The organism is Streptomyces sp. NPDC097981 (genome assembly GCF_040302565.1).
Taxonomy (GTDB): Bacteria; Actinomycetota; Actinomycetes; order Streptomycetales; family Streptomycetaceae; genus Streptomyces.
Genome location: NZ_JBEORW010000021.1, coordinates 125,656 through 142,063, shown reverse-complemented (window position 1 = coordinate 142,063; position 16,408 = coordinate 125,656). Strand labels below are relative to the sequence as shown.

Annotated in this window: 20 protein-coding genes and 1 pseudogene; 10 read left to right on the top strand and 11 right to left on the bottom strand. The window is 71.9% G+C overall.

Translation table 11 applies throughout. The features are described 5' to 3' along the window. A pseudogene (locus ABTY04_RS41190) lies at positions 1-78 on the bottom strand (crossover junction endodeoxyribonuclease RuvC); the annotation flags it as partial. A gap of 75 nt (positions 79-153) precedes the next feature. Then, positions 154-1,368 (bottom strand): FUSC family protein, encoded by a 1,215-nt coding sequence (locus ABTY04_RS21495; protein ID WP_352214957.1) that lies wholly within the window; start codon positions 1,366-1,368, stop codon positions 154-156. 256 nt (positions 1,369-1,624) lie between these two features. Between ABTY04_RS21495 and ABTY04_RS21490 the strand changes: the two genes are divergently transcribed. Further along, positions 1,625-2,371 carry a VOC family protein gene (locus ABTY04_RS21490; RefSeq protein ID WP_352214963.1) on the top strand — a complete coding sequence of 249 codons (747 nt, stop codon included), beginning with the start codon at positions 1,625-1,627 and terminating at the stop codon, positions 2,369-2,371. A gap of 80 nt (positions 2,372-2,451) precedes the next feature. On the opposite strand, the gene ABTY04_RS21485 is transcribed toward ABTY04_RS21490, so the two are convergent. The 4 genes from ABTY04_RS21485 to ABTY04_RS21470 form a co-directional block, all read right to left on the bottom strand. Further along, positions 2,452-3,957, bottom strand: a complete 1,506-nt coding sequence (locus ABTY04_RS21485) for a glycoside hydrolase family 18 protein (RefSeq protein ID WP_352214956.1) — start codon at positions 3,955-3,957, stop codon at positions 2,452-2,454. Between the two features lie 136 nt (positions 3,958-4,093). Further along, the gene (locus ABTY04_RS21480) at positions 4,094-4,738 is read right to left on the bottom strand and encodes a response regulator transcription factor (RefSeq protein WP_352214955.1); all 645 of its coding nucleotides are present in this window, start codon (positions 4,736-4,738) and stop codon (positions 4,094-4,096) included. Further along, positions 4,702-5,991 (bottom strand): sensor histidine kinase, encoded by a 1,290-nt coding sequence (locus ABTY04_RS21475; protein WP_352214954.1) that lies wholly within the window; start codon positions 5,989-5,991, stop codon positions 4,702-4,704. The genes ABTY04_RS21480 and ABTY04_RS21475 overlap by 37 nt, the downstream gene beginning before the upstream one ends. Continuing rightward, complete coding sequence (locus ABTY04_RS21470) at positions 5,988-6,791, bottom strand: CPBP family intramembrane glutamic endopeptidase (protein ID WP_352214953.1); 804 nt, start codon at positions 6,789-6,791, stop codon at positions 5,988-5,990. The genes ABTY04_RS21475 and ABTY04_RS21470 overlap by 4 nt, the downstream gene beginning before the upstream one ends. A 244-nt stretch (positions 6,792-7,035) precedes the next feature. On the opposite strand from ABTY04_RS21470, the gene ABTY04_RS21465 reads away from it, so the two are divergent. The 4 genes from ABTY04_RS21465 to ABTY04_RS21450 all read left to right on the top strand — a co-directional run bounded on the left by ABTY04_RS21465 (position 7,036) and on the right by ABTY04_RS21450 (position 8,984). Next, entirely contained in the window at positions 7,036-7,272 is a 237-nt protein-coding gene (locus tag ABTY04_RS21465; protein WP_352214952.1) for a hypothetical protein, read from the top strand. Continuing rightward, positions 7,269-7,538 carry a hypothetical protein gene (locus ABTY04_RS21460; RefSeq protein ID WP_352214951.1) on the top strand — a complete coding sequence of 90 codons (270 nt, stop codon included), beginning with the start codon at positions 7,269-7,271 and terminating at the stop codon, positions 7,536-7,538. The genes ABTY04_RS21465 and ABTY04_RS21460 overlap by 4 nt, the downstream gene beginning before the upstream one ends. A 118-nt stretch (positions 7,539-7,656) precedes the next feature. After that, on the top strand, positions 7,657-8,223 hold the full coding sequence (locus tag ABTY04_RS21455) for a DM13 domain-containing protein (RefSeq protein ID WP_352214950.1): 567 nt from the start codon (positions 7,657-7,659) through the stop codon (positions 8,221-8,223). A 74-nt stretch (positions 8,224-8,297) separates the two neighbouring features. Further along, positions 8,298-8,984 (top strand): DUF6882 domain-containing protein, encoded by a 687-nt coding sequence (locus ABTY04_RS21450; RefSeq protein WP_352214949.1) that lies wholly within the window; start codon positions 8,298-8,300, stop codon positions 8,982-8,984. 7 nt (positions 8,985-8,991) lie between these two features. Here the strand turns inward: ABTY04_RS21450 and ABTY04_RS21445 are convergent, their stop codons facing one another. Further along, entirely contained in the window at positions 8,992-9,807 is an 816-nt protein-coding gene (locus tag ABTY04_RS21445; RefSeq protein ID WP_352214948.1) for an alpha/beta fold hydrolase, read from the bottom strand. 196 nt (positions 9,808-10,003) lie between these two features. On the opposite strand from ABTY04_RS21445, the gene ABTY04_RS21440 reads away from it, so the two are divergent. Continuing rightward, the gene (locus tag ABTY04_RS21440) at positions 10,004-10,312 is read left to right on the top strand and encodes a hypothetical protein (RefSeq protein ID WP_352214947.1); all 309 of its coding nucleotides are present in this window, start codon (positions 10,004-10,006) and stop codon (positions 10,310-10,312) included. 175 nt (positions 10,313-10,487) lie between these two features. Further along, a complete protein-coding gene (locus ABTY04_RS21435) occupies positions 10,488-11,030 on the top strand; it encodes a hypothetical protein (RefSeq protein ID WP_352214946.1) in 543 nt (180 codons plus the stop codon). 31 nt (positions 11,031-11,061) lie between these two features. Here ABTY04_RS21435 and ABTY04_RS21430 read toward each other — a convergent pair whose 3' ends face one another. Then, complete coding sequence (locus ABTY04_RS21430; RefSeq protein WP_352214945.1) at positions 11,062-11,592, bottom strand: DoxX family protein; 531 nt, start codon at positions 11,590-11,592, stop codon at positions 11,062-11,064. Positions 11,593-11,742: 150 nt separating this feature from the next. On the opposite strand from ABTY04_RS21430, the gene ABTY04_RS21425 reads away from it, so the two are divergent. Continuing rightward, positions 11,743-12,210, top strand: a complete 468-nt coding sequence (locus ABTY04_RS21425; RefSeq protein WP_352214944.1) for a Rieske (2Fe-2S) protein — start codon at positions 11,743-11,745, stop codon at positions 12,208-12,210. A 60-nt stretch (positions 12,211-12,270) separates the two neighbouring features. Here the strand turns inward: ABTY04_RS21425 and ABTY04_RS21420 are convergent, their stop codons facing one another. Further along, positions 12,271-12,444 carry a putative glycolipid-binding domain-containing protein gene (locus ABTY04_RS21420; RefSeq protein WP_352214943.1) on the bottom strand — a complete coding sequence of 58 codons (174 nt, stop codon included), beginning with the start codon at positions 12,442-12,444 and terminating at the stop codon, positions 12,271-12,273. A 108-nt stretch (positions 12,445-12,552) separates the two neighbouring features. On the opposite strand from ABTY04_RS21420, the gene ABTY04_RS21415 reads away from it, so the two are divergent. Further along, positions 12,553-12,933 (top strand): VOC family protein, encoded by a 381-nt coding sequence (locus ABTY04_RS21415; protein WP_352214942.1) that lies wholly within the window; start codon positions 12,553-12,555, stop codon positions 12,931-12,933. Between the two features lie 88 nt (positions 12,934-13,021). After that, a complete protein-coding gene (locus ABTY04_RS21410) occupies positions 13,022-13,315 on the top strand; it encodes a YciI family protein (RefSeq protein ID WP_352214941.1) in 294 nt (97 codons plus the stop codon). Positions 13,316-13,352: 37 nt separating this feature from the next. Here the strand turns inward: ABTY04_RS21410 and ABTY04_RS21405 are convergent, their stop codons facing one another. Next, entirely contained in the window at positions 13,353-14,861 is a 1,509-nt protein-coding gene (locus ABTY04_RS21405; RefSeq protein ID WP_352214962.1) for an APC family permease, read from the bottom strand. Between the two features lie 318 nt (positions 14,862-15,179). Then, positions 15,180-16,346 carry a CopD family protein gene (locus tag ABTY04_RS21400; protein WP_352214940.1) on the bottom strand — a complete coding sequence of 389 codons (1,167 nt, stop codon included), beginning with the start codon at positions 16,344-16,346 and terminating at the stop codon, positions 15,180-15,182. Positions 16,347-16,408: the final 62 nt, after the last annotated feature.

Sequence of the window (16,408 nt, the reverse complement as noted above, 5' to 3'; positions counted from 1 at the left end):
CTGGAGGCGGTTCTGGGCGGGGGCCCGCCAGATGTGGCAGACGGCGAGGGCGAGGGCGTCCGCGGCGTCGGCGGGTTTGGCTGCTCCAGGGTGTGCCGGCGGCCGCGGCGCAACCCGCCGGTCCACCGGTGCTGACAGGCAGCGCACCGGGCGCTACCGGGACCGTCCGCCCACGGTCGAACGGTCCCGCCACAGCCGCTTGAGCTGCGGGCGGCGGGCGCGCTGCGTGCGCGAGTGCCGGTCGAGCTCTTCCACGAGCCGTTCGGAGCGCTTCTCCACCCCGAGTTCATCCAGCACCCGGTCGGCGTCCGCGAGCAGGGCCCCGTAGAGCTGCCACGTCCCCGGGCGCGAGCGCGCCTCCTCCAGCAGGAGGCGTGCGGCTCGTTCGCGGCTGACCCGCGCCGCCGCGAGCTCCTGCGCCAGCCGGTCTTCCGCGTCCTGCGCACTCGTGGAGATCTGCGCGGTGATCAGCACGGCGAAGTTCTCGACGGCGATCGCCATGTGCCCGAACAGCTCCCGCAGGGCCTGCGCGAGGTGGTCCGGGAGGAGGGGCCCGTCCGTGCGCGTCCTGGCCAGGTCGGTCAGGGTGCGGCAGCAGACCCGCAGGAGCACGGCGCAGATCTCCAGCGTGTCGAGTCCCGTACGGAGCACCAGACGGAACAGGAGCCCCTCCTTCACCCTCGGATTGAGGCGCAGGCTGTCCTCGGCCTGCCGCAGCGCCGCGTCCACGTGCGCGATGTCGTTGTCCAGGCGTCGTGCCTCGTGCAGCCGGGCTGCCGCCTTCTCCACGGGGGTGTGCTCCGCGAGCTCGTCGCCGAGGTGGACCAGCAGCTCGTGCATGCGCCCGGCGAGCGAGGCGATCGCGTCGCTCGCCGGCGCCACCCACACGGGCGGCGCGAGGAAGATGTTGAACAGGAGCCCCACGACGGCCCCGATCAGCGTTTCCAGTACACGGTCCCAGGCGGTGGCCGCCACCTGCGTCACGCCGAGCACCAGCATTGCGCTGATCGCGACCTCGGGGACGAACTCGTCGACCCGGACAAGATGGCCGACGACGAGCGAGGTGAGGATGACCAGGCCCAGGCTCCACCAGGTGAGTCCGACGAGGGCGCTGAACCCGATGGCGACGAGGACGCCGGCGACGACCGAATTCACCCGGCGGACGCCGGTGGTGAGGGTGGTGTACAGGGTCACCTGCACGACGAGCAATGCCGTCAGGGGTGCGGTCAGCGGCGCCGGCTCGCTGCTGAGCCTGAGCGCGACGACGTAGGACACCACGGCCGCCGCCGTCGACCGGACGGCCTGTACGACGACAGGCTCGCGGCGGCGGCGAAAGAGGGAGCGTACGGTGACGATGACTTCCGGCATACGTGCCAGCCTTCCCGGACTCTGCGGCACCACGCGCCACACGGACCAAGACTCCACCACAGGACGCACAGGCCTCTCGGCCCCACCCGTGCCGAGTACGGCGTACGGCGTACGTTGTATTTCGACACGAGTGGCCCAGCCCCGGAGCCGGGCGTGCGGCCCGGGGCTAGTGTGGGTCGGGGGAGGTCGAGGGAGGTCGGAGCCGGTGTCGACGTCAAGCCATGAGGTGTTCGGGGCGCCGTGCTGGGTCAGCCTGATGGCCCGCGATCTCGATTCCGCACAGCAGTTCTACGGCGCCGTCCTGGGCTGGGGGTTCCGCCCCACCCGCCTCGGCGAGGGGTTCTCCGTCGCGATGCGCGACGGGGCTCCGGTCGCCGGTATCGGTGCGCTGGCCCGGCGTCTGGGGATCCCGGTGGCGTGGACGCCGTACTTCGCCGTGGACGACGCGGACGCCACGGCCGCCCGGGTGCGCGAGCGCGGTGCCACGATGGCCGTGGGCCCGCTGGCCTTCGGAACCGGGCGCGCCGCCCTCGCGGCCGACCCCGATGGCGCGGTCTTCGGGTTCTGGCAGGGCGAGGTGATTCCGGACTGGACGGCGCATCCCACCGGCGCCGCCGCATGGCTCGAACTGCGCACCCGTGACGCCTTCGCCGCCGCCGTGTTCTACGGCGAGGTCCTCGACTGGGCCTGTGAGCGCGTCGGGTGCTGTGACGTCTCCTACGAGCACGGCCACGTCGTCGTGCGCCGCGGCCGGGACACCGTTGCCCTGATCAGCGGCGGAGCCGTCGAAGAGGCCCCGGACCCGCAGGTCCGGCCGCGCTGGCACGTCCACTTCGACGTACCGGACCTGGAAACCGCCGTGGAGACCGCCACCCGGCTCGGCGGCCGGACCGTCACACCCGTCCACACCTCGGTCACGCACCGCCGGATCACCATGAGCGACCCGGACGGCGCCCTCTTCACGATCGTCACACCCCGGCGCCCGCCCGGAGACCGGCTCTAGCCGCACCGGACGGGCGGCCCCGGGGTCTGCCCGGGGCCGCCCGTCCGGTCTCCTCGGGTCCGCCGACCCGGGGGAACGAGCTAGCCGCGGGCGGCGAAGGCCTTGGTGAAGGCCAGCGGTTCCTGGACTATGGACGAGCACGTCGCGTCGGCCGAGTTCTTCGCACCGCCCGGGCACTGCTTGTCACGGGCGCCCGACCACATCGCGAGCCAGCCGAGTCCCTTGGACTTGGCGAAGTCCACGAGCTGGGTGGCGTCGTCCACCTTGAAGATCTCGCTGGAGACGTCGTTGACACCGATCATCGGCGTCACGGCGACCTTCTTCCACGCCGCCGCGTCGCTCAGGCCCAGGACGCCCTTGATCTGCGCCTGCGTCGCGGTGGCCGCCTGGATGGCGTAGCCGCCCATGTCGCCGCTGTACGCCGGACCGTAGTCCATCGCCATGATGTTGACGGCCGAGATCGCCACTCCGTTCTGCTTGGCATTGGCGATCAGGTCCACGCCGGGCTGGGTGAGCCCCTCGGGCATCACGGGCAGGGTGAACGAGACGTCGAGCCCCGGATGCGACTTCTGCAGCTGCGCGATCGCCTGCGCGCGGCGGGTGTTCGCCGCGGTGTCGGGCAGGGCCGCGCCCTCGATGTCGAAGTCCACCTTGGTCAGCCCGTACGTGTCCACCACCTTGCCGTACGCGGCGGCGAGACTGGCGGGGGAGGTGCACACCAGGCCCAGCTCGGAGCCGGCCGCACCGCCGAACGACACACGGACGTCCCCGCCCTTGGCGCGCAGCGCGGCGATCTGCGAGGCGACCCGGTCGGCGTCGAGGGCCGTGACGCCGCCCCAGAGCGGGGAGCAGGCGCCGCCGGAGGTGATGAAGGCGAGGTTGAACTCCTTCACCCCCGTCTTCGAGGCCGTGTCCAGCAGGTCGAACGCCGGGTAGAGCGAGGTGTCCACGTACGGCGCGAACCCGGCCGGCGTGGTGGTGCCGCCGCCCGGGGGCACGGTCGCGGTCGGCTTCGCGGTGGCCGTCGCCGTCGCCGTCGCCGTCGCAGTGGCCGTGGCCGTCGGGGCGGCCGTCGGCTTGGCGGTGGGCGAAGCCGAAGCCGTCGGCGCGGTAGTGGGCCGGCCGCTCGGGCTGGGCGTCGGCCCGGTGGCCGGGGAGCACTTCTCCTTGTTGATCAGGCACCCCGTCGGATTGCCCGCGCTCGCGCCCGAGTTGGTCACGAACCCGACGGTGACCGAGCTGCCGGCCGCGAGCCCGCCCGTGTCCCACCGGGGCGGCTTGACCGTCACGTGCTGTCCGTTGACGGTGTGTTCGCCGTTCCAGAGGGAGGCGAGCGACGTGCCGGCGGGCAGGTCGAATTCGAGGGTCCAGTCCTTGAGGGTTCCGCCGCTGCGGTTGGTGATGACGTACTGCCCGGTGTAGCCGGTGGTCCAGCTGCTCGCCTTGGTGAAGGTCGCGCCGACCGACGCCGCCTGTGCGGTACCGGTCAGCACCAGGGCGGTGCCCCCGACTGCCGCCGCGACGGCCAGCGCCGCGCCCGCCTTCACCTTCGTGCTCGTCGTACGGCGATGGGAAATGCCAGCCATGAGGACCTGCCTCTGTGTGGGGATGAGGTTCGAGCAGCACGCTAGCGACCGGAAAACGGACAAACGTGCGGTTCGGGCCCCAGGTCCGAGATCTTGAGGCTGGCTTAAGGGACGGATCGGGGAGCGTTAATGACCGTCAGCGTTTCAGGTGGGCCAGCACCGCCAGGACCCGGCGGTTGTCGTCCGGGGACGGGCCGATACGGAGCTTCGTGAAGATGCCGGCCGTGTGCTTGGCCACGGCGCTCTCGCTGATGTGCAGCACCCCGGCTATCGCCGCGTTCGACCGGCCCTCGGCCATCAGCTCCAGCACGTCGTGCTCGCGCGCGGTCAGCCCGTCCGTCAGCCCCCGGGCGTCACCGCGCGCCAGCAGCTTCGCGATGACCTGCGGATCCATGACCGTACCGCCGGCGGCCACGCGGCGGACCGCGTCGACGAACTGGCCGGTGTCGGTCACCCGGTCCTTCAGCAGATAGCCGACGGCGCCGGCGCCGTCTGCCAGCAGCTCGTTCGCGTAGAGCTGCTCGACGTACTGGGACAGCACGAGGACGGGCAGGCCCGGATGTCTGCGCCGCGCTTCCAGCGCTGCCTGCAGACCCTCGTCGGTGAACGTCGGCGGCAGCCGTACGTCGACCACCGCCACGTCCGGCGCGTCGTCCAGCAGCGCCCGTAGCAGCGCAGGGCCGTTGTCCACTGCCGCCACCACCTCGCAACCGTGGTCCTGGAGGGTGCGTACCAGCCCGTCCCTCAGCAGGAAGAGGTCTTCGGCGAGGACAACGCGCATGGAATCTCCATCGTCACGGTGGTCGGGCCGCCCTGCGGGCTGTGCAGGACGAGGATGCCGTCGAAGGTACCCAACCGGCGCCGGACACCGCGCAGTCCGGTGCCACCCGCCGACTCGTCCGCACCGCCACGTCCGTCGTCGGCGACCGCGATCCGCAGCAGCGCACCCTCGCGGTGTTCCAGGAGCACGCTGACGCACCCGGCGCCGGAGTGCTTCGCCGCATTGGCCAGCAGCTCGTTGACGGCGAAGTACGCGGCGGATTCCACCGGCGCCGGCAGGCGGCCCGGCAGCCGGTCGTCGACGTGGACGTCGAGGAAGCTGTCGAGCGCGAGCGACCGGACCGCGTCCCCGAGACCGCGGTCGGCCAGCACCGGCGGGTGGATGCCGCGGACCAGCTCGCGCAGATCCTGGAGCGCCCGGGCCGAGGTCTGCCTGCCGTCCGCCAACAGGGCGCGCGCGGCCGCCGGATCGCTGTCGATCAGCCGGGCGGCCCGGTCCAGCGCCATGCCCAGGGCGACGAGACGGGCCTGGGCGCCGTCGTGCAGGTCCCGTTCGATGCGGCGCAGCTCCGCCGCCTGGATGTCCAGCGCCTCGGTACGCGTATCGGTCAGCTGCTCGACGCGGCGCGTGAGTTCGGCGGTGCGCGGCGCCGACAGCAGCCGCCGGCCCCAGCGCGCGTGGAGCCGGAGCACCGCGGGCGCGCTGTACGCGCCGACGGCGATGAACACGAGCCCGAGCACCAGCGCGGCGAGCATCGTCGCGGTGCTCTCCACCGGAATGAACGCATACCAGTTGCCGTCACCCAGCCGCCGCCACACCAGCGGCTGCACCAGCGCGCCGAACGCCCCGTACTCGACGAGCGCGAGGGGCACGGCCACGAGCAGCCCGCCGGTCAGCGGCTCCAGCCAGGCCCAGGCGAGGTCCCGCCAGAAGCCCTCGTTCCCGAGGACCCCCGCGACCCTCGTACGGTGGCTCGCGGCGCGGTCCACGGTCAGCGGATCGGGCGGGCTGATGCCGATGCCGGTCCATCCGGTGGCCCACCGGCGGCCACGGTCCGACAGTGCGCGCAGTGCCTTCGCGGCGGGCGGCAGCAGCGGGAATCCGGCTCCGACCGGCAGGAACAGCAGGGTGGCCACCACGAGTCCGCCGACGAGGGCCACGGCGAGGGCCAGCAGGCTCAGCAGCTGGCACCGTGCGACGGCGGCCCAGGGCCGCGGCCCCGCTCCCGCCGCCTGCACGGTGTCCTGCGTCAACGCACCGGCCCCGTGGCCCGCCGGGTCCCGAAGGCCCACACGGCGGCCGCAGCGGCACCGGCCAGAGCAAACAGCACCATCGGGAGAACAGCCCCTGATTCCTCGTCCATGAACAGCAACAGACCCAAGTTGATCAGCATATGAAATCCTCCGGCGAGCAGCAGCCGCGACCCCCGCACCCGCTCCAGGGCCGACCCCAGCACCACCGACAGGGCCACGGTCGCCAGCAGGAACGCCCCCGCGTACAGCGGAGCCTGCGTGAAGACCTGCACGTGCCAGGCACCCCAGAGCAGACCCACCGTCACCGACGACGCGAGCGGACCGCAGCGCGTACGGAGCAGTGGCTGGAGCAGGCAGCGCCAGCCGATCTCCTCACCGCACGCGCCGACGAACTGCGCCACCACGATCACGGCGAACGGGTTGTCCAGCGCGCCCGGGCCGCTGAACCGGACGTCTCCCGTGAGGGCGCCGTACGACATCGCACAGAGGGCGACGATCAGCGGCGCGGTGGCGAGCAGCAGCACACCGCGACTGGCGTGTCGTTCCCCACTGCGCAGGGTCCCGGCGAGCAGGACCCGGATCCGGCCCGGCCAGAGCAGTGCAACCGCCGCGACACCGAAGGCCGGTCCGAACTGGGTCAGTTGGACGACCTCGGCGGGGACCGGCGTCCCCGCCTGAGCGGCGCCCAGCGCCCCGGCCGTCAGGAAGGCGACGGCGAGGAACACCCCCGCCATCGCTCCGACCCGGCCACCCGTCGTCCTGGCGACCGGCGGCGCTCCTTCCGCTTCCGGTGTCGCCATCGTCTGTCCATCGGCGTTCCCCATGTCCTCAGCCTCCGTCAGGGGTCGATCTGGTACGCCGTCGACGATGCCCCGAGCCGGGACCGCAGCCACTGCACCTGGCTGCCGAGCAGGGTGTACCCAGGTACACCCCCTTCAACGGGGCAGTCCGTCACGCAGCGCACGGAACGCCCGGATCGCACTCGCGGGACCGCACGCGGCGATACCGTGGGAGACATCGGACGACACCCTCCTGGAGCCAGTCATGAACGACGAAGGGGCCGGTGGATCACGCCGGTTGCTGGAACCGGCGGCGGTCGACGCGGTGCGGGCGTACGCGGCGCAGACCCGGGCGAAGGCGGACCGGATGGCCGCCGTCCTGGAGGACATTGCGGCCAACGGCCTTCCGTCCGTGGACGACTGCACACCGTGGGAGGCACTGCGCGAGCAGGCCCTGGCCCGGCTGTCCGCCCACCACGAGAAGGCCGGGCGGACCGGATGACCCGCAACGACCGCCGGCGCGCCCGCATCGCGTTCAGCGACTCGGCGGCCAAGCAGCTGGAGGAGATCACCTCCGAGGCCGCCCTGCACGCCCTGGACCGTGCCCTGGTGGCCCTCAGCGTCGACCCCGAGCTCGGCGACCCGCTGCCCTCCACCGCGGACCGGGTACCCCTGCGCGAGTACACCGATCCGGTCGAGGCGGTCAGGCTCCTGTACTTCGTGACCGCGCTGCACACGGTGATCGTCGTGGCCTACATCGAAGCCTGACGGGGCTGACCGGCCCGACCGGCCGTGGACGTAAGACTTTCGTCATCCGAAGATCCTGGCGCCCGGATCGTCCGTCCGCGTTGAATGCGGGGGAACGATTCGACGAAGAGGGGCTGGCATGGCGGGGACGGGGACGGGGACGGGCACGCGTCGGCGCGGCCGGGTGCTGACCGGGGTGCTGATCACGGCGGCGCTGGTGCTGGGCGCCGGGCTGTACTGGTTCCAGCCGTGGAAGCTCTGGCAGAACGACACGGTCAACGAGGCACTGCCGACCGGCCCCGCGGCCCCGGCGCCCGGCTCCTCGCGGGCGGCGGCCGCGGCGGCCCCGGGGCCGCAGACCGTTGCGCAGGGCACCCTGATCAGCCACGAGCACAGCACCACCGGCACGGTGAAGCTCATCAGGCTGCCCGACGGCTCCCGCACGCTCCGGCTCGAGAACCTCGACACCAGCAACGGACCCGACCTGCGCGTGTGGCTGACCGACGCGCCGGTGAAGGAGGGCAAGGACGGCTGGTTCGTCTTCGACGACGGCAAGCACGTCAGTCTGGGCAAGCTCAAGGGCAACAAGGGCGACCAGAACTACGAGATCCCGGCCGACGTGAACCTCGCCGACTATTCGAGCGTCACCATCTGGTGCAACCGCTTCAACGTGTCCTTCGGCGCGGCGCCCCTGCGGCCCTCCTGACCGCCGTCGCACGCCGCGCGAGGTCCGCCACCCCGGGACTCGCACGGGGGAGCGGGGGCCGTAAGGTCGCGACCATGGTGAATGGATTCAGTGACGCGTTCCTGCTGGAGGCCGAGCGGCATGCGGCATGGGGCGCCGCCCAGCTCGAAGCCCTGACAGCGTTCCTCCCCGAGGGGCCCTGGACCGCGGACCTGCCGTCCTGCCTGTACCGCCAGGGCGGGCTGGAGCTGCGGGTCGCCGTGCTCGGGACCTACGACACGGACGAGCAGTCCTGGATGTGGGGTTGGGCCAACCCGGGTCTGCGCGGTACCGAGGTGGTGGCCCTCACCGGCGCGATCGAGCGGTATGGCAGGACGCACGGGATCGTCGAGTTCACCGAGGAGGTCCTCGACCTGTCCGGCTTCGCCGATCCCCGGCGTGCGGCGGAGACGCTCGCCTTCGCCGGGATGGGCGTGGCCGAAGCCCCGGGATACATGGGCATGCCCGCGGGCCCCGGAACCCAGGTCTACTTCCTGGCCGACGATCCGCAGGTGCCCCGCGCCGCCCTCGACCCCGTGGCGCTGCCGCGGACCCTCATCACCGGCGCCGGCCTGATCGGCCGCTCGGCCCACCGTGTCGTCACGGGGTACTTCGACCACCACGGCGTGCCCGTGCGCGAGGACGGAGACCGCATCACCGCCGACCTCCCGGACGGACGCCCGGCCGAAATCGACTTCGATGCGGAAGGCCGCATCTCGGGCGTTCGGCTGAACGTGTCCTGAGCCGGCGTCAGGCTTCCTGGACGAAGCGGGTCAGAGCCGCGGCGTACTCCCGGGGGTGCGTCACATGGGGGAGGTGCCCGGCGCCTTCGAAGGTGTGGCGCCGCGCCTGCGGCACGGCCTCGGCCAGCCGGTCGAGGACGGTCGAGAACCAGGCAGGGCTCTCCGTCCCACGGCTGAGCAGTACCGGCACGGTGCAGGTGGCGAGCCCGTCGAGGTCCAGGGAGGCCCACTCGGGGTCCGACTGCTCGTCCAGCCAGGTCTGGGCATGGGCCACGAACGTCTCCTGCAGCTCGCTCGGCAGCTTGTCCCACATGCCGGGTCCCATCGCGACCTCCTCCACGAACAGCCGGGCGCCCGGGCCGTCCTCGCTCTTGCGCAGGTGGTCCAGTACGGCGTCGATGGAGGTCATCGTCGGCTGCAGCTGTGCGAGCACGTCGTGGTCGTCCGCCACGACCCCGACGAGCGGGGGCTCATGGACGGTGATGCTCCGGAACAGTTCGGGCCGGCGCGCGGCCAGCCCGAGCGTGATCGACGCCCCGAAGGAGTTGGCGGCCACGTGCGCCGGGGCGTCCCCCAGCCCCTCGATCAGGGCCGCCAGGTCCTCCTCGTCCTGCGTCCGGGTGCCCTGGCCGGGCACCGTGTCGCTGGCGCCGTGCCCCCGGCGGTCGTACGCCACCGCCTCGAAGCTCGCCTTCAGGCCGGCCTCGATCGCGGGCCGCCAGATCCTGTGGTCGGTCCAGGACCCGTGCACGAGCACGAGGGGATCGCCCGTACCGGTCTTCTCGTAGTAGAGCTTCACACCGTCGGCGCGCACCTGTGCCATGTCGTGACTCCTCGCAGCGGGTCGGATCGAAGAGGCGGGCTCGGGCGAGTTCCCGTCGCAGATGTCCTAGCAGGGCCGCTGTCCCCTCCGCCGCTGCCGCGCCGGTCGGTCCGGTGCCGGCGCGGAAGTGGTGACGATCCGGTCTCGGATGCACGGATCGCCGTTGCTTCCACGGCGGGCGATCCGTTTGGCGGCCATGGAAGCTTCGACGCGTCCAGTCGTGTACCCGGATGTTTCTTTCGCAGAGCTCAACGGCGCGTACTGGATCGACTCCGACTCGTCCCTCCACGGAGGGGGGAATTGCGGCCACTGCGCGCTCCTTCGCGAGGCCGCCGCCGTGCGCGCGACGGGGGGCGCCGGCAGCCCGGCCTTACGGGAGGATCCGGCGCGCGGCACCGCCGGATGGAACGGCATCGGGTGGGCGCTGACCACGGGGCGGCCGTTACTGGTGACCTGTGCGGCGATCACCGTCACCGCGGCGCTGGTCGCCGTGACACTGGGCTGAGGAGTCGGGCGGGACGCGCTCGGGCGTGTCCCGTGCAGCGGCCGCTCCCTCGCCGGGGGCGGGGGTGTGCACGCGGAGCAGTGCCCGCCCCATCGGCGTCGGCGCATGGCGGACGACGAGCACCGGCGGCCTGATGGCCTTTCGGAGCGTCCGCCCGTGCGCGTAGCGTGTTCACATGACTACGACACCGGCTGAAGCGGGCGGGCCCGAGGTGCCGCCGTCCTGCCCGCCCGCGGCGCCCACGCCGCCGGGTCGGCAGACCATGGACCGGCTGCGGCCGCGGATGGAGATCCGCAACCGGCAGACCGCGGGCCTGACGTTCCGTGCGGACCGATGGGCCGCGAAGAAGGCCGGAGCCCAGGCGGCGGCCACGGTCCGGGCCTGGGGGTACGCACACCTCGACGAGCCGGATCTGGAGAGCGCCGTACGACGCCTCGTCGAGGCGGCGGTGGCCGACGGCGGTAAGCGGGTCAGCGTCCACCTCGCCGACCAGGACCGCCGCATCCTCGCGGTCGCCCTCAGCCATGTCGCCGGTCCCGGTGTCGATGCCGGCCCCGACGACGACGCCGTGCTCACCGAACTCGCCGCCCTGCGCACCGTCGTCGGCTGCGGCAGCGACCTCGCACCCGACGGACGCCGGGTATGGGCCCTGCTCGACGCCGAGCCGCGGGCGCCCCGGGAACGGTCGTCCGGACCGGTCCCGGGGCGATCCCGCTGAGGCGGCGGCGCGGCTGCCCGCCGCCGGCGGTTCAGGACGGGACCGCGGGGGCCGGGTTCCGGCCCGGTCTCCTGTGTGCCGACACGGACCCGCGGCGCCGCCGGTGCAGGAGCGCGTCGAGGGAGAGGGCGGGGGCGCCCGCGAGGATGAGAGGGGTCCAGGCCACCAGGTACACCAGGTCGTTGCCGTAGTAGTACGGGGTGGTCGGCCAGCTGATGGTCAGCCAAAGGCTCAGAGAGATCAGGGCGCCGCCGAGGGCCGCGACCCGGGTCAGCAGCCCGGCCAGGGCGCCCAGTCCGACGGCCAGTTCGCCGAGGGCCATCGCCATGCCGAAGGCCACGGGATTCCGGGAGGAAAACTCGATCAGCCCCGGAAGGGCGGCCGAGTCCCGTACGGCTTCCATCTGCTGCCCGATCGAGCCGTCACCGGTGGCGGACAGGAACGCCGTGTCCGTGAGCTTGTCCAGACCGGCGTAGACGAAGGTGATGCCGAGGAAGAGGCGCAGCGGCAGGAGCGCGTACTCGGCCGCTCGGGTGCGCAGGCCGGGGGTTGTCGTAGTCACACCCTGCACACGCGTGAACCCGCGCTGCGGTTCGGCCGTATTCGGTGAAGAACCGGTTGAACCGTTCGGCGCCTCCTTGCGTGTTCCTGCTGAGGCTGGAGTGGCAAGGGATGCTCCAGTCCGCTTCCGGTACGAGAAGGAGATACGGCCATGGGCGACACCACGCGTCGGCGCACGGTTCTCGCGGCGGGCGCCGCCACGCTGGCAGGCACCGTCCTGAGCGGCTGCGGCAGCGACGGCGACGGCGGTTACGAGGCGGCGGCCGACGGCAAGCAGGCCGCACCGCCGGCGGGTGCCGCCGCCGCCGGTGGCGGTGGCGGTGGCGGTGGCGGGCAGGCGCTCGCGCAGACGTCGGACATCCCGGTCGGCGGCGGCAAGGTGTTCAAGGACCAGAAGGTGGTGGTCACCCAGCCGATGGCGGGGCAGTTCAAGGCCTTCTCGGCGACCTGTACGCATCAGGGCTGCTCGGTCGCGACGGTGACGGAGGGAAACATCGTCTGCCCCTGCCACCAGAGCCTCTTCAAGATCTCGGACGGCACCGTGGCCGGAGGCCCTGCCACGCGCCCGCTGTCGGCGGCGAAGATCACGGTGGAGGGCGACAAGATAACCCTCGCGTGACAACGGTCCGCCGCCGCCGGGTCTGCCGAGCCCGGCGGCGGCGGACCGCGTGCCGTGCCGTCAGCTGTCGGCGTCGCGCAAACGGGTCGCGAGCCCGGGGTGGTCGAGGACGAGTCCGGCGCCGTCGAACTCGACGTCACTGCGGAAGCTGCCGGAGGAGTAGCGGACCCGGTGGCTGCCGAGAGGGGTGTACGTCTGCACGGACGGGGTCGCGGTCAGTTCCGGCACGGCCACCCAGGCCATCAGGCCGCCCGGCCCGCCGGGCGACCGGGGGAGATCGGGGAGACACTGGAGCCAGGGGGCCGATGCCGGACGAGCTGCGGCGAACGGAGGACAGCCACCATGCTGGGACACAGCAAGGGATTCAGCGGTTTCTCGGTGGACGACATCGAGGGCGCCAAGGGTTTCTACGGGGACACGCTCGGCCTGAGGGTGTCCGAGGAGAACGGTCTGCTGACCCTGCACCTCGCAGGGGACACCGACGTGCTGCTGTACCCGAAGGAGAACCACGCGCCCGCGACCTTCACCGTCTTGAACTTCCCCGTGGACGACATCGACCAGGCCGTCGACGAACTGCTCTCGCGCGGCGTGTCGTTCGAGCGGTACGAGGGATTCGACCAGGACGCGAAGGGGATCGCCCGGGAGGCGCCCGGCCCTGCGATCGCATGGTTCAAGGACCCGGCCGGGAACATCCTCTCCGTGCTCCAGCCGAACGGCATGTAGCTGCGACGGGCGGGCCCGTGACGCCTCGGCCGAGCACCATCCTGAAATGGGGTCGCAGCGGCCTTCGGTGTTCCACTACGGTCCGGGCATGTTCATCGTCACCGTCACCTACACGGCCCCGCTCGACGAAGTGGATCCGTGGAGACCGGCCCACGGCAACTGGCTGAGCGACCTGATCTCGCGCGGCTTGCTCCTGGTGGCCGGGCGCCGGGTGCCCCTCGTCGGCGGGGTGTACCTCGCTCCTCGGATGCCTGTCGACGAACTCGACCGTCTCCTCGCCACCGATCCGTATGTCGTCCACGGCGTCGCCACGCACTCCGTGGTCGAGTTCACTCCGCTTCTGGTCGCGGACGGTCTGGAGGGCCTCACGTCCCACGGATGAGGGACACATCAGGGACTCCTTCCGGCCGGTCGGACGGCTACGGCTTCCGGCGGTGGACGAGTGCCGGATCGACCACGCCGCGCCGCTCCTGCCAGAACCTGCCGTCCCGTACCCGCCAGAAGAACATGATCAGCACGCCGGCCAGGGTGATTCCGATCCCGATCACCAGCGGCGGACCGAGACCGAACCAGGAGATCCCGCTGGCCGAGTTCCCGGGATTCGACATGTCATGGATCGACTCCACCAGCAGCCAGGTCAGCAGGCCCGCCCCTACCAGCGGTCCGAAGCCGATGAACAGGAAGTTGTGCACGTTCTCCAGGAGGTGGCGCCGGTAGTAGACGGCGCAGGCCACACCGGTCAGCGCGTAGTAGAAGGCGATGAGCAGGGAGAGCGCCGTCAGCGAGTCGAGGAGGGCGTTCTCGCTGATCTGGTTGACGGAGAGGTACCAGGCGATCGCGATGCCGGCCACCCACCACGTGCTGACGTCCGGGGTCCGGAACCGCGGTTGGATGTGTGCGAGCGGCGGCGGCAGCGCGTGCCGGCGGGCCATGGACAGGGCGGTGCGGGAGGCCGGGATGATCGTGGTCTGGGTCGAGGCGAGCGCGGACGTGCAGACGGCCAGGAGCACCACCCAGTCCCAGCCGCCCATCACCTCGTGCGCGAGGACGGCGAAGATGGCCTCCTCCTCGCCCGCGTTCGCGGCGAGAAAGGCGGTTCCGGCGTAGCCGACGACGGCGAAGCCCACGGACACGTAGGTCACCAGCAGGATCACGGTGGACCAGATGCCGGCCTTGCCGGGCGCGGTCGCGGAGTCCTGGACCTCCTCGGTGAGGTTCACCGCGGACTCCCAGCCCCAGTAGATGAACACGCCGAGCAGCAGGCCGCCGGTGAGGGCGGCGCCGCCCGCGCCGAAGGGGTTGAGCCAGGTGATGGACGGTTCGATGGAGTCGAGGGTGCCGGTCCCGGCGTAGATCCGGTAGAGGGCGACCACCGCGAAGGCCAGGAGGAAGAAGACCTGGGCGAGGATGAGGATGTCCTGGAGGTGGGCCGACAGCTCGGTTCCGATGACGCAGACGGCGGTCATGGCGAGGATCACCACGACGGCGAGGGTCTGGCGGATCACCGGATCGGCGGCCCAGCCGTCGAGGCCTGCGGCGAGCAGGCCGAAGTGCACGGCGACGTCGGCGAGCGAGCCGATGACCAGGACGCCGGTCATCGTGATCGCCCAGCCGCCGAGCCAGCCCGCCCAGGGGCCCATGGCCCGCGTCACCCAGGAGAACGTCGTCCCGCAGTCCTGATCGACGTGGTTGAGGTAATAGAAGGCGGCGGCGATCAGCAGCATCGGAACGAACGACGCCAGCATCACGCCCGGCGCGTAGATCCCGGCCAGCGCCACGATCGGCCCGATGACGGCGGCCAGCGAGTAGGCGGGGGAGGTGGAGTTCAGACCGATGACGAGCGCGTCGAGGAAGCCGATCGCGTTGTGTTTGAGCTCCGCGTTCGGAACCTCTGCCGCCGCCCTGCCTCCGGCGCTGTCCTGGGCCATGTACGCATCGTCACGCACCCGGCGGCGCCGCGCGAGGCGCGGGATCTGTCCGGGGGCAGCCGGCGGCGCCGAGGTGGGCGGGCCGGGTGGTCGGGCGTGTGCGCGCTCGTGGCGCTGCTCGCCGCCCTTGCCATCACCCGCCACCTCGCCGCACGGGCCGCGCTTCACGATCCCGGCGCGGTGGATCCGCGGACTCGCCCCGGGCGCGTACGACGTGTGGACCGGCCGCCGGGTCGCCACCGGGGCGAGGGAACGGCCCGGTCCCCGTGGCAGGGTCCGGGCCGGACGGCTGCGAACCGTCGCTCGACCGTGGTCGGGTCAGGAGCCGGCCGCTATCCGGCGCCGCGCGAGGGCGTCGGAGGCCTTCGCCGTGATGTACAGGGAAGCGGCGAGGGTGAGGACGAGCAGGGCGCCGACCGCGAAGATGCTGCCGGTCGCGACGGGTGCCGGGCTGCCGGCCTCGGAGCGGGCGGAGCCGGCGAGGAAGGGGACGACGCCCAGGACGGCAGCCCCGAGAGCGACCTCGGCCCAGACGACCTTCGGGAAGTGGTGCAGCGTCAGGTGCATGAGGGAGGCCGTCTGGTCCCTCTCACGGGCGCGGACGATGCGCGGCATGAGCCAGAGCTGGTTGAGGGCGCCGGCCGCGACCATCGCGAGCACCAGCAGGATCTTGACGAGGAGGAACAGGCCGTACGTCGTCGTCCACAGCTGCTCCGGGCTGCCCACGTGCTTCCAGGACATCCACAGGCCGGATATCAGCACCGCCGCGACGCTGACCAGGGCCACGAGACCGAACCGTCTCCAGACGTCCGCCCACAGCAGGCCGGCGTTCTCGCTCAGCCGGCGGCGGACGCCGGCGAGGGCGCCGAGCAGCGCCAGGCCGCCGACCCACACCGTGCCGCTGACGATGTGGGCCTGGCCGAAGACGAGGTCGAGCACCTTCTCCGCGTTCTTCGGAGCGGTGGCCGGGATCGCCCCGACGAGCGTGACCGCCAGGGACAGCGGCAGAGCGGTGAGTGCGAGGGCGTTGAGGTTGCGGCGGCCGGCTGCGCTGAACAGCGAGATCAGCACGGCGGCCGTGAGGACGAGTACGACGTTCTGCGCCACGTAAATCGTGCCTTGGGCCACCCAGGCACCCTTGGCCGCGGGTGCGCTCAGGAAGTCCGCGATCCGACCCGGCGCGAGCGCGTCCCCGAAGGGCATGCCCTTGCCGGCCCGGGCCACCCTCCCGGCGAGCTGGAAGTAGCCCGCCACCAGCAGCACCACACCGGCCCACGCCAGGTAAGCCGAGGTCCGCCGCTGAAGGGCGGCGACGTCGTCGGCCTCGCTCTCCGGCGCGCGCAGGCCGGGGCGGACCGATACCGCGTAGGTGACGGTGGATCCGATGGCCCCGCTCAGACCGACGAAATAGCCGGTTTTGGTGAGGATCCGCCAGAGGGGAGGCGTGGTGTAGCCCACGGCCGCAGCAAGGTCAGCATGCATCATGAAGGTGAGGCTAACCTAAATAAGGATGGCGTGAGCATGTCGGGCAGATCATGGTCATCCTC

What these genes read in the sequence shown, in the direction of transcription:
- ABTY04_RS21400 (WP_352214940.1), bottom strand. Translation starts at nt 16,346, where the DNA reads ATGATGCATGCTGACCTTGCTGCGGCCGTGGGCTACACCACGCCTCCC.
- ABTY04_RS21405 (WP_352214962.1), bottom strand. Translation starts at nt 14,861, where the DNA reads ATGGCCCAGGACAGCGCCGGAGGCAGGGCGGCGGCAGAGGTTCCGAAC.
- ABTY04_RS21480 (WP_352214955.1), bottom strand. Translation starts at nt 4,738, where the DNA reads ATGCGCGTTGTCCTCGCCGAAGACCTCTTCCTGCTGAGGGACGGGCTG.
- ABTY04_RS21410 (WP_352214941.1), top strand. Translation starts at nt 13,022, where the DNA reads ATGTTCATCGTCACCGTCACCTACACGGCCCCGCTCGACGAAGTGGAT.
- ABTY04_RS21485 (WP_352214956.1), bottom strand. Translation starts at nt 3,957, where the DNA reads ATGGCTGGCATTTCCCATCGCCGTACGACGAGCACGAAGGTGAAGGCG.
- ABTY04_RS21465 (WP_352214952.1), top strand. Translation starts at nt 7,036, where the DNA reads ATGAACGACGAAGGGGCCGGTGGATCACGCCGGTTGCTGGAACCGGCG.
- ABTY04_RS21415 (WP_352214942.1), top strand. Translation starts at nt 12,553, where the DNA reads ATGCTGGGACACAGCAAGGGATTCAGCGGTTTCTCGGTGGACGACATC.
- ABTY04_RS21450 (WP_352214949.1), top strand. Translation starts at nt 8,298, where the DNA reads ATGGTGAATGGATTCAGTGACGCGTTCCTGCTGGAGGCCGAGCGGCAT.
- ABTY04_RS21495 (WP_352214957.1), bottom strand. Translation starts at nt 1,368, where the DNA reads ATGCCGGAAGTCATCGTCACCGTACGCTCCCTCTTTCGCCGCCGCCGC.
- ABTY04_RS21460 (WP_352214951.1), top strand. Translation starts at nt 7,269, where the DNA reads ATGACCCGCAACGACCGCCGGCGCGCCCGCATCGCGTTCAGCGACTCG.
- ABTY04_RS21455 (WP_352214950.1), top strand. Translation starts at nt 7,657, where the DNA reads ATGGCGGGGACGGGGACGGGGACGGGCACGCGTCGGCGCGGCCGGGTG.
- ABTY04_RS21425 (WP_352214944.1), top strand. Translation starts at nt 11,743, where the DNA reads ATGGGCGACACCACGCGTCGGCGCACGGTTCTCGCGGCGGGCGCCGCC.
- ABTY04_RS21470 (WP_352214953.1), bottom strand. Translation starts at nt 6,791, where the DNA reads ATGGCGACACCGGAAGCGGAAGGAGCGCCGCCGGTCGCCAGGACGACG.
- ABTY04_RS21435 (WP_352214946.1), top strand. Translation starts at nt 10,488, where the DNA reads ATGACTACGACACCGGCTGAAGCGGGCGGGCCCGAGGTGCCGCCGTCC.
- ABTY04_RS21490 (WP_352214963.1), top strand. Translation starts at nt 1,625, where the DNA reads ATGGCCCGCGATCTCGATTCCGCACAGCAGTTCTACGGCGCCGTCCTG.
- ABTY04_RS21445 (WP_352214948.1), bottom strand. Translation starts at nt 9,807, where the DNA reads ATGGCACAGGTGCGCGCCGACGGTGTGAAGCTCTACTACGAGAAGACC.
- ABTY04_RS21440 (WP_352214947.1), top strand. Translation starts at nt 10,004, where the DNA reads ATGGAAGCTTCGACGCGTCCAGTCGTGTACCCGGATGTTTCTTTCGCA.